Here is a 15,054-nt window from a genome sequence, read left to right on the forward strand (position 1 = left end):
TTGAATTTATTTAATAACTCCTTTTTCTAAAACAATAGTTTGATTGCAAATTTGTTTCCAATAGTTGTTTTTGCTTACAACAACCAATGTCCATGGGTGGTGTTTTAAACTTAAAAAATCGATAATACTTTTAGTACTTTTCTCGTCTGATTTGTCTAATGGATTTTTTAAAAACAAAATACTTGGCTTTTGAATGATACTTCGAGCCAAAACAATTTTTTGAATGGCCGATGAACTAATTTGTTTGCCTTCGGATGAAATGTGAGTTTCCAAACCCTTTGGCAATGCTTTTATAGTTTCTGTTAATTTGAGGTGTTCCAATAGTTCAAAAACCGACTCTATGCTGATGTCTGTATTGTTGCAAGTAATGTTTTCTAAAATAGTACCCTCAAATGGCATGTCTTGTGCCGTTACATACCCAATATTAGACCGATAGTCGTCTGCAGTATATTTTTTATAATTATTATTATTTATAAATATTTGACCCGAAGTTGGCTCTACTAATCTGGCCAATAATCGCATCAAGGTTGTTTTTCCCGATCCGTTTTCGCCTTCTATCAAGGTGTGTTGCTTGTGAGCTATGGCTATGTTTATCGATTTCAAAATAGACTCCTCATCATCGGGGTAGTGAAATGAAACATTCTGTGTTTCTATCGTAGTAATTTTTTTGTTGATGTTATAATTGGCATCAAACACATCATTTTCAATCTCCAAATCTACTACCGAGCCCAATTTTTCTAATGAAGTTAATACATCATAAAACAATTCTAAACCCGAAAACAATTTTTCTACTGCCGCAATAATGCTCAAAATAATAATTTCTGCTGCTACAAACTGACCAATATTCATTTGTTGATTGATGACCAATAAACCTCCAATAATCAACAAACCAGCAGTTATCATCACTTTAAAGCCTGTTAGTTGTATGAATTGCTTTAATAAAACTTTGAAATGATTCTCGCGTTGTTTTAAATATTCTGTAACTAGAAGATCATTTTTTTGTAATGAAAAATTAAAAACGGCATTACTCTTAAAACTCAAATGATTTCTGGCTATTTCCTGAAGCCAATGGGCTATTTTGTATTTGTATTTGGATTCTTTTAAGCTTGTTTGCAGCCCAGAATTAAAATTCATTCTAAAAATTAAATACAAAAGCAACAACAAAATGATGCCAAAAAAGATAAAAAAAGAATGATAAAATGATAAAAGTAATATCCCAAAAATTATTTGTAATGCCGCCCCCGAACTGTCTAATAATAGTTTTGAAACTCCTTTTTGAACTGTTAGGGTATCAAAAAATCTATTGGCTAATTCAGGCGGAAATTGATCGTGGATTTGACTGAATTTTATTTTTGGAAAACGATAGGCAAATTCAAACGACGATCGAACAAATATTTTTTGTTGTAAATTTTCTGTAATTCTAAATTGCATGATTTTTAATAAACCAACAAAGGCAACCCCCAAAACAACTATAAAAACCAATACAATCCAAGAAGTGCTTACTTTGCCCGCTTGTATAAAATTGATAATTGATTGAATACCCAATGGCAAAGACAAACTAATAAGCCCTGCAATTATGGAGTACAGAAAAATTTGATAAATATCTTGTTTGTCAATTAGAACCAGGTTCTTAAAACGTTTTAATGGTGTCATGATAAGGTTTTTTTTACTAATTCGATAAAAAATAATGATGGACAATCTTGTTCTGAAATGTCTGTTATGGTTTTTAAATGTTGTTTCAAAAATTGTTGGTGCAAAGCACTTTCAACAACCGTCGAAGCCAAACTTTTGGGATATTTATAAGCAGGATTAATTTCAGATATTATGGCTATCAATCGATTAATTACCCGCTTGTAAACTAAAAAAAAGCCAGCCTTATTCTCGTCTTCTATATTTTTTGTTCTAATGGTTTTGGTAAATTCTTCAATAATAATTTGGTTCAATAGCTGCTCATTGATGTGTGGTGTTGTTTCGTCATCCAAAACATTTTCTGTTACCAATTGTATGGCTTTTTCTAACTTTTCTATTGGATTTGACAAGTTGGTTGTTGCAAATACCATTCGATATTCCATCCAAGACCAATACCATGAAGACAAGTACATCAATAATTTGTGTTTGTTTTCAAAATAGCGGTAAATAGAACTCTCGTTAGACTGAATTCGCTCTCCTAATTTTTTAAAGGTAAAGGATTCAAAACCAATGTCATGAATCAATTCTATACTGTTTTTCAATATATTACGACCCAATTCAGATGTTTCGGGGTCCTTAACATACAGTTTTTCGTTTATAGTAATTTTCAAACTGGATAATAAATGCTGCATCTTGTATTGAAATTTAATCGTTATTTTTTGTAATTGTTTGCATTTGAACCACATCTACTATAAAGGCAAATGCCATAGAAAAATAAATATATCCTTTCGGAATTTCAAAATGCAATCCTTCTGCTATTAATGATACGCCAATCATCATCAGAAAACACAAAGCCAAAATTTTAAATGAAGGATGCTTTGAAATGAAATTGCTAATCGGTTGTGATGCCATTAACATAATTAAAACGGTTATAATAACTGCGGCGTACATGACCCAAAGTTCGCTTACCATCCCAACCGCTGTTATAATCGAATCGACTGAAAATACCAAATCCAAAACGATCACTTCACTTAATAACCTTGCAAATGAAATACTTTTTTCTGGAATTTCATCTGCTTTTATTTCTTTTTCTGTTTTGTGATATATTTCTTTTGTACTTTTGTATATCAAAAACAGACCTCCTAAAATCAAGATAATCCCTTTTCCTGTAAAATCCGTATTTAATAATGAAAATAAAGTTGTATCTAATTTAAGAATCCAAGAAATAAATGCCAATAGTACCAACCGCATCAGCATGGCAAGACCAAGCCCCCAATACCGAAGTTTATTTTTTTGAGTGTCAGGTAGTTTGTCGGCCAAAATAGAAATGAATATAATATTATCTATGCCTAAAATTATTTCGAGTGCAATTAATGAAAGTAGTGGAATAAGTGCTTCTAACATGGCTTGTAGTATTAAAAATTGATTTTAAATCCAAAATTAAGGTTTCTCATATCTATTACTTCGGGCTGAATTTGATTGTCTTTCAAATCCAGATAAATCAAATGATCCAAACTTTGTAAATTTGGTATTTCTTTAAAATGATTATTGTTTAGATACAGTTTTTCTATAAATTTTAGTTTATTTATAGAGTTTGGTAGTGTATCCAAATTGTCATTCTCTAAATGTAAGTATTTTAAATTTGGCATTTCGGCCAAAATACTAAATGCTTCATTTAATTGTAGGTTTTTGTCTTCGTTTAAATACAATTCATGTAATCGTTTCAAGTTTTTAAAATGAGTAGGTAATTTTTTAAAATTGTTTCCGCTCAAGTCCAATACTTTTAATGATTTTAACTGTGTAATACCTTGAGGAATTTCATCTAAATGGCCTTCTTTTAGAGATAAGAACTCCAAATTTTTGAAAACTGAAAAATCTATATTTTGCAAAGACTCATTGCTTCCAGTTAAATGCAATGTTTTTACTTGAAATGGGTTTTTTAGTGCATCTTTCAAGTTGTAAAAGGTAACTTTATCTTTTTGATAAACGGGTTCTTGTGCTTGTGTAATTAGGGAACAAAGCATAAAAATAAATAGTTTTATTTGTAATTTCATTATGTATGATTTTTAGATTTTATGACTCCTTTTATATTTGTGTTTAAAAATAACTCAAAATTTATAAGTTTTTTGTAAAAAAATATTTTTCATTATGGTTTATATGGCAATGAAGATTTGTGTACAATGATTCTTAGCTTTCCGTCTTTCCCTTTTTTAAAAACCCAAGTTTTATCCACCATAACCTCATGGCCTTCTTTGTCTTTTACCCAAACATTTCCCATGGTAATTGCTATTGAACCATAAATTTGTATGCCTTCATTATTTTTACCTGCGTTGTCGTATCGTGCTTCAACCCAAGGTTTCAAAGCAAAACCTTTATCGTTTGGATAATTGGGATTGCCTCCTACAAAATATGCTAATGCACCTTCTTTTGTGTTTCTAAAGGTTTGATCTCCAAAAGCTAAAGTAGGCTTAAAAAACACTTTTCCATGGTCATAATTGTATGCGTCTGAAAGCACTTGGTTGGCAAAAGATTTATAATCACCCCCCGCTTCTTTTAATTTACCAATTTTTACTAAAGCATTACACCAAGCTTGTTGCGCGGCATTTACTTCGTTATATGTAATAATTGTCTGAGCACCTTCTTCTACATATTGAAGTCCTAATTCTTCTACTACTTTTTGAACTGAAACTGTTTTCTCTACTGTTTCTGTAACTTTATTTACACTTTCATTTGCATCTTTGCATGATAATGTAATTACAGATACGCTAAAAATCGCTAAAATTAATTTTTTTGACTTCATAACTATTGCTTTTAAAAGTTTATGATGCAAATATAATAGTATTACTATCAATACACAACTCTTTAACATTTATTTAATACCTTTCGAATCAAAAAAGGTAAAACCATTTGTATTTATAAATTGCTTTCAAATGATAAAAATTTTTTAAAATTCGTATTTTTAATCTAAAAAAATAATTAATTAATAAAAATCAATTCGTTTTTTTATATTTGCACCAACTGTCAAAACCCTTTTTATGTTACCAATACATATACAAAACGAAACTTCAAAACTCAAAGCTGTCCTTTTGGGCACTGCTCAAAGCAATGGCAAAACCCCAACAGCCGAAGAGGCTTATGACCCCAAATCGTTGGAACATATTTTAGCGGGAACCTATCCTCTCGAGGCCGATATGATTCGTGAGATGGATGCCTTTGAAGCTGTTTTCTTAAAATATGGTGTTCAGGTTTTTAGGCCTACTTTAATAGAAAATTACAATCAAATTTTTGCTAGAGATATAGGATTTGTCATTGAAAATACCTTTATAAAATCCAATATTTTACCCGATAGAGAAAGAGAATTAGAGGCTATACAATATATTTTAGATCAAATCAATCCTTCGCAAGTCGTAAGGCCACCTGAGGCTGTACATATAGAAGGAGGCGATGTCATGCCTTGGAATGATTATATTTTTATTGGCACTTATAAAGGATCTGATTATAAGGATTATATTACGGCACGTACCAATCTTGAAGGTGTAGCGTATATAACAGAACTGTTTCCTCACAAAAAAGTAAAGGCTTTCGATTTGGTTAAATCTAAAATTGAAGCCCGAGATAATGCCCTTCATTTGGATTGTTGTTTTCAACCTGTGGGTACAAATAAAGGTATTATTTACAAAAGAGGCTTCAGAGAAGAAGCAGATTATTTGTTTTTGGTCGATTTGTTTGGCAAAGATAATTTATTTCATATTACAAGAGACGAAATGTACCACATGAACTCTAACGTTTTTTCCATTGCTCCAGATGTAGTTGTGTCTGAAAAAAACTTTACCCGATTAAATAATTGGCTTAGAAGTCAGGGTTTTACCGTAGAAGAAATTCCTTATGCTGAAATTGCCAAACAAGAAGGCTTATTGAGGTGTTCTACCTTACCATTGATTAGAGAAACGTACTAATTTTAATATTTATGATTAAAAATATTAAAAAATAAATCTCAAAATACAGAAAAATATAATTTTTAATAAAAATAAAAAAATAATGAAACAAACCACTAATGCCATATTAATGATTAGGCCAGTCGCTTTTCGTATGAATGAGCAAACAGCTGTAAATAATTATTATCAAAAAGTAATCGATGGGCTATTGCCAGCTACCGTAAACGCCAAAGCACAACAAGAGTTTGATGAATTTGTTGGCAAATTAACAGCTGTGGGTGTAGAGGTAATTGTAGTTCCAGACACCATAGAACCAGATACTCCAGATAGTATTTTTCCAAACAATTGGGTCTCGTTTCACGAAAATGGCGATGTGGTTTTGTATCCCATGTTTGCCGAAAACAGACGATTGGAACGCCGAGAAGACATCATCGAAATATTGGAAGCTAAAGGTTTTGAAGTGTCTGAATATATGGATTATACCGAAGCAGAAACCGATAATATTTTCTTGGAAGGCACAGGCAGCTTGCTTTTAGACAGGGCAAACGGCAAGGCTTATTGTGCCTTGTCGCCCCGTGCAGACGAAGAGCTTTTTATAGAGTTTTGTGAAGATTATGAATTTTCGCCCATTATTTTTGAAGCATTTCAAACCGTCAACGGACAACGCAAATTGATATACCACACCAACGTGATGATGTGTTTGGGCGAAACATTTGCCGTAATATGTGCCGATGCCATAGACGACAAAAAGGAACGAAAAATGGTGTTGGATTCCTTAAAATCTGATGGAAAAGAAATTATTTTGATAACAGAGGAGCAAGTAAATAATTTTGCAGGAAACATGCTCGAAGTAAGAGGTCAAAACGATAAAAGATACCTTGTAATGAGTGCCGCAGCCCATCAATGCTTGACACCAAATCAAATCATGCAATTAGAAAAACATGCAGAAATACTCAGTTCGAGCCTCGATACTATTGAAGCTTGTGGCGGCGGCAGTGCCCGATGTATGATGGCCGAAATATTTTTGCCAAAAAAATAAAGTTTGATATACTACCCTCAAACACAATCTGATATACGTATAACAGATTGTGTTTTTTTTTGCATTTTGCTTACCAATAAAAATGTTGTATCTTTGTCTTTTTTAAATCAAATTTGACAATATAATGAAAAATAAAAAAACTTTAGTACTTGGAGCATCGTCAAAACCAGACCGATATGCCTATAAAGCCATCGAAAAACTGGTTGAAAAAGGACATAGTGTTTTGGCAATAGGACAAAATACAGGAGAAGTTTCTGGTATTACAATCCGTACAAAAATGATTCCATTGTCAAATATACATACCGTAACTTTGTATCTTAACCCAGTTCGACAAAGGGATTATTATAATTATATTATTGAAAACCAGCCCAAAAGAGTGATTTTCAATCCAGGAACCGAAAATCCAGAATTTGAACAATTGCTAACATTAAATCAAATCAAAGTAGAAAATGCTTGTACTTTGGTATTGTTGGCAACAAATCAATATTAATTTTTTTTGAAATGGAATTTTCATCAAAATTATTAGAAAAAGCAGTTGTCGAGGTGTCTCAATTGCCAGGAATTGGCAAACGTTCGGCGTTAAGATTGGTTTTGCACTTACTCAAACAACCCAAAGAGCAAACTCAAATGTTGAGCGATGCGTTGTTGAAAATGCGTCAAGATATTAAACTTTGTACGAATTGTTTTAACATATCCGATGTCGATGTGTGCGAAATTTGTTCCAATCCCAAACGAAATCCCAAACTCATTTGTGTAGTAGAAGATGTAAGAGACGTAATGGCTATTGAAAATACAGGACAATTTAAAGGGGTTTATCACGTGTTGGGTGGCAAAATTTCGCCTATTGATGGAATAGGCCCAAATCAATTGAATATCAAGCCGTTAATAGAAAAAGTGAAGTTAGGATTGGTAACAGAATTGATTTTTGCTTTGAGTGCGACTATGGAAGGCGATACCACCAATTTTTATATATACAAACAAGTTCAAAACCAACAAATTGTGCTATCAACAATAGCTAGAGGCATTGCCGTTGGCGACGAATTGGAGTTTGCAGACGAAGTTACGTTAGGAAGAAGCATCTTGCATAGGATTCCTTTTGAAAACGCTTTGAAAAATGTTTGATTTATAGATAAAAAACTAGGTATATTTTTATTTTCAAGACAAAACTACTATATTTGCCGATGTAAAACCACTTTTATTATGAACCGTATCCATTATTTTTGCATCTTATGCATCAGTTTTTTGCTTTTTTCGTGTGTTTCTACCAAAAAACTCATCTATTTGCAGCCAAACAACCCAACAGAAAACAGTTCGATTGTTGCTCCTGTCAATTCCAAACCCTACCGCATTCAGGCCAATGATATTTTGAGTATCAATGTAAAAACGGTCGATCCCAAATTGTCGGCACTTTTTTCGGCTACAAGTACAGAAAATATTATAAAATCAGAACAATTGGTTTATTATGATGGCTACACCGTGTCGGATGTGGGTACAATCAGAATGCCCATATTGGGAGAAATCAAAGTAATAGGAATGACAACCTCCGAAATACGAATACTGATTGAAGAAAAATTGTTGAAAGACTATTTGAATAAAGAATCCAATTTATTTGTAAATGTAAAATTGTCAGGATTTCGTTATACCATAAATGGCGAGGTAGCCGCAACGGGTTCTAAAATTTTGTACCAAGAAAAAGTCAATATCATGGAAGCCATTGCCAATGCGGGCGATATTAGTGTAACAGGCGATAGAAAAAATGTATTGGTTATCAGGCAAAACCCACAGGGAGCAACCATGCAATCCATTGATTTAACAGATGTAAATGCCATGAACTCTCCTGTATATAATTTGCAACCCAACGATTACATATATATAAAACCACTCAAACAAAAAACATGGGGAACGGGTAAAACAGGTATAGAATCTTTAAGCACCGTAATTACCTTACTGTCTTTAGCTACAACTACTTATTTATTGTTGAAAAAATAAAATCCTAAAAAAAATGTTAGATATTAAAGATTTTACTAATTCAGATAACCAGTCTAATTTTGATTTTAAAGGGTTTTTGATTAAAATAATGAGTAACTGGCATTGGTTTTTGTTGAGCTTGTTTTTGTCGTTTATCATTGCCTATCAAGTCAATATCAGACAACAAAAAATATATGGCATTGGCACCACTGTTTCGCTAAAAGAAGAATCAAATCCTTTTTTCAATTCAAATACCAGTTTAGTATTCAATTGGGGCGGAAGTTCAGATCAAATACAAACGATAATGACCATTTTAAAATCCAGAACACACAACGAAATTGTAGTGGATAAGTTGGATTATTTTATCGATTATATCAAAAAAGAGCCTTATTTTAAACGAGATGCTTATGGCGAAGTGCCTTTTTATGTAACCATCGATAGAACTAAAAATCAATTGCTTGAACAAGATATAGTTGTAAAATTTATAGATAAAAATAAATATACCATAAAAATAGACTTGCCAGATGAAATGGTAAATGTTTTTAATTATTATAAAAACAAATCAGATGTACAGCGAGTTCCAAAATCAATAACACACACGTTCAAAATCGGGGAAATGATTCATTTACCTTATTTGAATTGGCATTTGCAATTGAAAGATCATTTTAAAACAGAAGACATTGGACAGGAATTTATTGTAAAGTTTAATAGATTTGATCAAGTTGTAGCCCATTATCAAGATATCAAGGTAACAAATGATGAAAAAGCAGGTTCTATATTGAATTTATCTATAGAAGGTACAAATAAAGCCCGTTTAGTAGATTATCTAAATGAAACAGTTAATGTGTTGATAAAAAGTGAGTTGGATAGAAAAAATCAATTTGCTACCAACACAATCAGATTTATCGATAGCACCTTAGCAGCTACGGACAAGGAGCTAAAGAAAACAAATTCAGAATTAGAAGGCTTTCAGAATGGTAAAAATATTTATGAAATTGAAGACGGAGGCAAGCTTTTTTCTGATAAATTGCAAAAAATTGAGATTGAAAAAGATGAAATAACAAGAAAAGTTGCCTATGTTAATTCTCTAAAAAATTATTTGCAAACCAATGTTGATTTTTCAAGACTTCCCGCCCCATCTGTTGCAGGAATTGCCGAACCCAATATTGTAGTAAATGTGTCAAAACTGATTACTTTGTCTATTTCTCGTTCGCAAATGGCTTATACTGTAAAGAGCGATAAGCTGTACAAGGATTTTGAAAATGAAATGGAATCTGTAAAAGGAGTGTTATTGGAGAATATTAATTCTTATAGAAATACTTTAAATTATGACTTGGCAGTAGTTCAAAAAAAGGCTCAAGAAGCAGAGGCCTCCTTAAAAGAAATACCTTTACAAGAACAAGGATTGGCCAAAATCAAACGCAAATTTGCTTTAAACGAAAATATTTACAACACCTTTTTAGCCAAAAAAAGTGAAGCCGAAATTGTTAAAGCAGCCAACTTGTCCGACATCAAATTTGTTGATGCTGCAAAAGATATAGGCGGTGGATTATTAGGACCCAAAACAGAGGTAAACTATGTAATAGCTATTTTTTTAGGTATATTATTGCCGTTTTTGATTTTGATGATAGTTTATATTGTCAATAATAAAATACAATCCGTAGAAGATATTGAACGCTTAACAAAAATTCCAATTATTGGTGTCATTGGCAAAAAACAAATGAATTCCAATTTGGCTGTTTTTGAACGCCCACGTTCGGCATTGGCAGAAGGATTTAGAAGCATTAGGTCTTCGTTGCAATTTATTTATAAGAAAAAAGGACTTGATGACGGTGCAAAAGTTTTGATGATTACATCGTCTATTGGTGGCGAAGGCAAAACATTTTGTTCCATGAATATTGCAACTATTTTTGCTTTAAGCGAAAAAAAGACTATAATTTTAGGAATGGATTTAAGAAAACCAAAAATATTTGAAGATTTTGAAATTGAAAATAAAATTGGTGTAGTAAATTATTTAATAGGACAGAAAAATATTGAAGAGATTGTCCAGAAATCACACATTCCATTTTTGGACATCATTACCTCAGGCCCAATCCCTCCAAACCCTTCAGAATTAATCTTGGGAAATCCAATGAGAAACATGATACAAACACTCAAAACACAATATGATTATATCATATTGGATACACCACCAGTGGGTTTGGTTACAGATGCTTTAGAATTGGATCAATTTTGTGATGCTGCTTTGTATGTTGTAAGACAAAATTATACCAAAAAAGACATGATAACCGTTTTGAACAACAGGAACCAACGAGGAGAGTTGAATAATTTGAGTGTCATTTTGAATGGTTTTGAAAACAAAGCCAAATATGGTTATGCTTATGGTTATGGTTTTGATTATGGCTATGGCTATGGTAATTCGAGCGGATACCATGACGATGAAAATGCTCATCAATCCATTTTTCAAAAGATTCTTTCGTATTTTAAATATAAAAAGGGCGGAATTTAATAGTTTTTTTTAATTGAAAAAAACTTGTAAATTTGCACTCTCAAAAAAATAAATAATAAGCCTCAAAAAAATAATTGAAAATGAAAATAACAAATATTTGCTGTATAGGAGCAGGATATGTGGGTGGCCCAACGATGACCGTAATTGCACAAAAATGTCCACATATAAAAGTAACAGTAGTAGATTTGAATGAAGAGCGTATTGCCGCTTGGAATGATCCAAATATTGAGAATATACCTATTTATGAACCAGGACTGAGCAATATTGTTGGCGAAGCTCGAGGTAGAAACTTGTTTTTTTCAACAGCTGTAGATGCTGCTATTGATGAAGCCCAATTGATATTTATATCAGTAAATACTCCTACAAAAACATACGGAACCGGAAGAGGTATGGCGGCCGATTTAAAATATATAGAGCTGTGTGCCAGACAAATAGCACGTGTTGCAAAAGATGATAAAATTATTGTAGAAAAATCAACCTTGCCTGTTCGTACAGCCGAAGCACTAAAAAGTATATTAGACAATACCGGAAATGGCGTTCAGTTTCAAGTATTATCTAATCCAGAATTTTTGGCCGAAGGTACTGCTGTAGAAGACTTATTGGCTCCAGACAGAGTACTTATTGGTGGCGATACAACTGCCGAAGGGCAACAAGCCATTCAATCACTTGTAGATGTATATGCACATTGGGTGCCACAAGATAGAATTCTTACTACAAATGTTTGGTCTTCAGAGTTGTCTAAACTTACAGCCAATGCTTTTTTAGCACAAAGGGTTTCCTCTATTAATGCGCTATCTGAATTGTGCGAAAAAACTGGGGCAGACGTTAATGAAGTAGCAAGAGCCATTGGAACAGATAGTCGCATTGGGTCTAAATTTTTGAAATCGTCTGTTGGTTTTGGAGGGTCTTGTTTTCAAAAAGACATTTTAAACTTGGTTTATATTTCAAAATCGTTTGGACTTCAGGAAGTTGCCGATTATTGGGAACAAGTCATTATAATGAACGATCATCAAAAAAGACGTTTTGCAAAAAATATAGTAAAAACTTTATATAATACGGTTTCAGATAAAAAAATAGCCTTTTTAGGTTGGGCTTTCAAAAAAGATACCAACGACACTCGCGAATCTGCTGCAATATACGTTGCCAATGATTTAATTTATGAGCAAGCCAATATTGCCGTTTTTGATCCAAAAGTTTCTCAAAAGCAAATGAGATTTGACTTAAATTATTTAGAAAGTCGCTCGGAGTTAGAAAATCAAAAACGATTAAAAGCATTTGAAAATCCTTATGATGCTTGCAAAGATGCTCACGCTATTGCAATTTTAACAGAGTGGGAAGAATTTAAAAACTATGATTGGCAACTAATTTATGACAATATGCAAAAGCCCGCTTTTGTTTTTGATGGTCGTAATTTGCTAGACAAAAAGGTTTTAGAAAAAATCGGATTTGTATATCAGGCCATTGGATCGTAATTTTTTGTAATCTATTCTTTTCAAATAAAATTTTGATTGGAATCAATTTTTTTGTATAATTTTTTTTGAAATCAACATCAAATCCATCAGTTTCAGCTTATGTTTTTCAATTCAATCCATTTTGCTATATTTTTACCTATTGTTTTCTTACTGTATTGGTTTGTAGCAAAAGGTAATTCAAGATTTCAAAACATATTATTATTGGTTTCAAGTTATTATTTTTATGCTTGTTGGGATTACCATTTTTTATTTTTATTGATTTTTTCAACCTTATTAGATTATTATACAGGGCTAAAAATGGCCGAATCACAAACTATTTCAACAAAAAAGTTTTGGTTTTGGCTTAGTATTAGTGTCAATTTGGGTTTTTTAGGCGTTTTCAAATATTATAATTTTTTTGTCGAAAGTTTTGCTCAAGCCCTAGCACAAATAAGGTATCATGTTCAACCTTGGACATTAAAAGTCATTTTACCTGTTGGAATTTCGTTTTACACTTTTCATGGATTATCTTATGTAATTGATATTTATAAAAATAGAATTAAACCAGAGAAAGATTTTATAGATTACTCTGTTTTTGTTAGTTTTTTTCCGCTTTTAGTAGCAGGGCCAATAGAGCGGGCTACTCATTTGTTGCCTCAAATACAAAAAGAAAGGGTTTTCGATTATCAAAAGGCTGTTGATGGTTTGCGCCAAATACTATGGGGGTTGTTCAAAAAAATTGTAATAGCAGATCAATGTGCATTGATAGCCAACACTATTTTTAACCAAGCCGATGCTTATTCAGGAAGTTCGCATGTATTTGCAGCAGTATTATTTGCTATTCAAATATATGGCGATTTTTCGGGTTATTCTGATATAGCTTTAGGAACTGCCCGTTTATTTGGGGTAGAGTTGTTAAGAAATTTTGCATTCCCTTATTTTTCCAGAGATATAGCAGAATTTTGGAGACGTTGGCATATATCACTTTCTACATGGTTTAGAGATTATTTGTATATTCCATTAGGAGGTAGTAAAGGCGGGACTTGGATGAAAGTTCGTAATACATTTATTATATTTTTAGTAAGTGGTTTTTGGCATGGAGCCAATTGGACATTTATTATTTGGGGTTTGTTAAATGCACTGTACATCATGCCGTCTATATTATTTCAATCCAATAGAAATCATTTAGATATAGTAGCACAAGGCAAATGGGTTCCTTCTTTTCGTGAAATGATTTCGATGATGGTTACCTTTGTTTTAACCACTTTTGCTTGGATATTTTTTAGAGCAGAAACCGTTACAAAAGCTTTGTCGTTTATCAAAGTTATTTTTTCAAAATCTTTGTTTACATTTCCTGATTTGTTTGGAAAAACTGTTGTGGCCTTGTGTTTGGTGTTTTTTGTTTTGGAATGGATTGGGAGAGAACAGCGTTATGCCATAGAAAAACTGGGATTACGGTGGCCCAAAATTTTCAGAATCGCCTTTTATTATGCTTTGGTAGCTGCAATATTTTATTTTTCAGGTGCAGAACAACAATTTATATATTTTCAATTTTAAACCCAAAAAAGAATGAATATATTTTTACGGAAAACCATTTTTTTCCTGCTTCCAATCCTTCTTTTGGGTGTATTTGCAGAAATTAAAGTTAGGAATGTACGGTCTATTTTGGGCGAAAAAAGCCATGAAATAGAACAATACCGTTTTGAAATTGAAACTTTAATTTTAGGTACTTCCCATGAATATGAAGGCATTAGCCCCCAATACATGAAAACCAGTGCCTACAATTTGGCCTGTGGCGACCAATCACTGTTATATGATAAAGCACTTCTCGAACAATATCAAGCCAAATTAAACAACCTCAAATTTGTAATAATCGGCTTAGATTATCCGTCGCTTTATTGGGGTTATAGAGACGACAGGGCTTTTTTTTACTATCATAATTATGGTATCAATTTGAGAAATAAAAATTTTTGGAAAGAAGATATGTCACATTTGTTGTATGTTTATTCGCCAAAAAATGCCTTTAAATTGATTACCGAAAAAACAAACAAGGAAAACGTTATTGCATTTAAAGGATGGGAAACGGCTACTACTCAACAGCCACAAGTACTTACAGATGCAGCGGGTTTGGAAAGAGTACAATTTTTTAGAGAAAATTATTTTACAGAAAGTATAAAATCAAGAGAGCATTTTATGGTTTGTAAAAAATTAGAAGAAATGATAATGTTTTGTAAGCGAAAAAAAATCACTCCAATTTTAGTAACAACTCCTTGTGATGAAACGTTTACTAAACATTTGGAGCAACGAATTGTTCAAAAAGATGCTGCATTTATTTCAAAATTAATAAAAAAATACCAATTGATTCATCTTAATTATTTGACAGACAAAAGGTTTCAAAAAACAGACTATATCGATATTGATCATTTGAATCAATTTGGAGCAAAGAAATTGTCTGTTTCTATAGATAGCGTGATTCAAAAGTTGAAAAATAAAAAAAATAGTTTTTAAGTTTTAAAAAAAAAC

14 protein-coding genes are annotated in these 15,054 nt (G+C 32.2%); 9 read left to right on the forward strand and 5 right to left on the reverse strand.

Going from position 1 to position 15,054, the window contains the following annotated elements:
* Positions 1-6 precede the first annotated feature (6 nt).
* The 5 genes from FBFL15_RS03660 to FBFL15_RS03680 all read right to left on the reverse strand — a co-directional run bounded on the left by FBFL15_RS03660 (position 7) and on the right by FBFL15_RS03680 (position 4,429).
* Positions 7-1,653: a peptidase domain-containing ABC transporter gene (locus tag FBFL15_RS03660; protein ID WP_014083313.1), complete on the reverse strand. Its 1,647-nt coding sequence runs from the start codon at positions 1,651-1,653 to the stop codon at positions 7-9.
* Positions 1,650-2,321 carry a TetR/AcrR family transcriptional regulator gene (locus FBFL15_RS03665; protein WP_014083314.1) on the reverse strand — a complete coding sequence of 224 codons (672 nt, stop codon included), beginning with the start codon at positions 2,319-2,321 and terminating at the stop codon, positions 1,650-1,652. Before FBFL15_RS03665 ends, FBFL15_RS03660 begins: the two co-directional genes overlap by 4 nt.
* Before the next feature lie 13 nt (positions 2,322-2,334).
* The gene (locus tag FBFL15_RS03670) at positions 2,335-3,033 is read right to left on the reverse strand and encodes a TerC family protein (protein WP_014083315.1); all 699 of its coding nucleotides are present in this window, start codon (positions 3,031-3,033) and stop codon (positions 2,335-2,337) included.
* 11 nt (positions 3,034-3,044) lie between these two features.
* The gene (locus FBFL15_RS03675) at positions 3,045-3,683 is read right to left on the reverse strand and encodes a leucine-rich repeat domain-containing protein (RefSeq protein WP_014083316.1); all 639 of its coding nucleotides are present in this window, start codon (positions 3,681-3,683) and stop codon (positions 3,045-3,047) included.
* A 92-nt stretch (positions 3,684-3,775) separates the two neighbouring features.
* On the reverse strand, positions 3,776-4,429 hold the full coding sequence (locus tag FBFL15_RS03680; protein WP_014083317.1) for a hypothetical protein: 654 nt from the start codon (positions 4,427-4,429) through the stop codon (positions 3,776-3,778).
* 235 nt (positions 4,430-4,664) lie between these two features.
* Here FBFL15_RS03680 and FBFL15_RS03685 point away from each other — a divergent pair, with 235 nt between their 5' ends.
* The 9 genes from FBFL15_RS03685 to FBFL15_RS03725 all read left to right on the forward strand — a co-directional run bounded on the left by FBFL15_RS03685 (position 4,665) and on the right by FBFL15_RS03725 (position 15,039).
* Complete coding sequence (locus FBFL15_RS03685) at positions 4,665-5,585, forward strand: dimethylarginine dimethylaminohydrolase family protein (RefSeq protein ID WP_014083318.1); 921 nt, start codon at positions 4,665-4,667, stop codon at positions 5,583-5,585.
* An 82-nt stretch (positions 5,586-5,667) separates the two neighbouring features.
* Positions 5,668-6,603 carry a citrulline utilization hydrolase CtlX gene (gene ctlX / locus FBFL15_RS03690; protein ID WP_014083319.1) on the forward strand — a complete coding sequence of 312 codons (936 nt, stop codon included), beginning with the start codon at positions 5,668-5,670 and terminating at the stop codon, positions 6,601-6,603.
* Between the two features lie 124 nt (positions 6,604-6,727).
* Complete coding sequence (locus FBFL15_RS03695) at positions 6,728-7,093, forward strand: CoA-binding protein (RefSeq protein WP_014083320.1); 366 nt, start codon at positions 6,728-6,730, stop codon at positions 7,091-7,093.
* Positions 7,094-7,104: 11 nt separating this feature from the next.
* Entirely contained in the window at positions 7,105-7,725 is a 621-nt protein-coding gene (recR, locus tag FBFL15_RS03700) for a recombination mediator RecR (RefSeq protein WP_014083321.1), read from the forward strand.
* Positions 7,726-7,803: 78 nt separating this feature from the next.
* On the forward strand, positions 7,804-8,592 hold the full coding sequence (locus FBFL15_RS03705; protein ID WP_014083322.1) for a polysaccharide biosynthesis/export family protein: 789 nt from the start codon (positions 7,804-7,806) through the stop codon (positions 8,590-8,592).
* A gap of 13 nt (positions 8,593-8,605) precedes the next feature.
* Positions 8,606-11,080: an exopolysaccharide transport family protein gene (locus FBFL15_RS03710; protein WP_014083323.1), complete on the forward strand. Its 2,475-nt coding sequence runs from the start codon at positions 8,606-8,608 to the stop codon at positions 11,078-11,080.
* Positions 11,081-11,160: 80 nt separating this feature from the next.
* Positions 11,161-12,552, forward strand: coding sequence for a UDP-glucose 6-dehydrogenase (locus FBFL15_RS03715; RefSeq protein WP_014083324.1), 1,392 nt, complete (start codon positions 11,161-11,163; stop codon positions 12,550-12,552).
* Positions 12,553-12,651: 99 nt separating this feature from the next.
* Entirely contained in the window at positions 12,652-14,088 is a 1,437-nt protein-coding gene (locus FBFL15_RS03720; RefSeq protein ID WP_014083325.1) for an MBOAT family O-acyltransferase, read from the forward strand.
* A 12-nt stretch (positions 14,089-14,100) separates the two neighbouring features.
* On the forward strand, positions 14,101-15,039 hold the full coding sequence (locus tag FBFL15_RS03725; protein WP_014083326.1) for a hypothetical protein: 939 nt from the start codon (positions 14,101-14,103) through the stop codon (positions 15,037-15,039).
* Positions 15,040-15,054 lie beyond the last annotated feature (15 nt).

Origin of the sequence: Flavobacterium branchiophilum FL-15, assembly GCF_000253275.1 — a bacterium.
Taxonomy (GTDB): Bacteria; Bacteroidota; Bacteroidia; order Flavobacteriales; family Flavobacteriaceae; genus Flavobacterium; species Flavobacterium branchiophilum.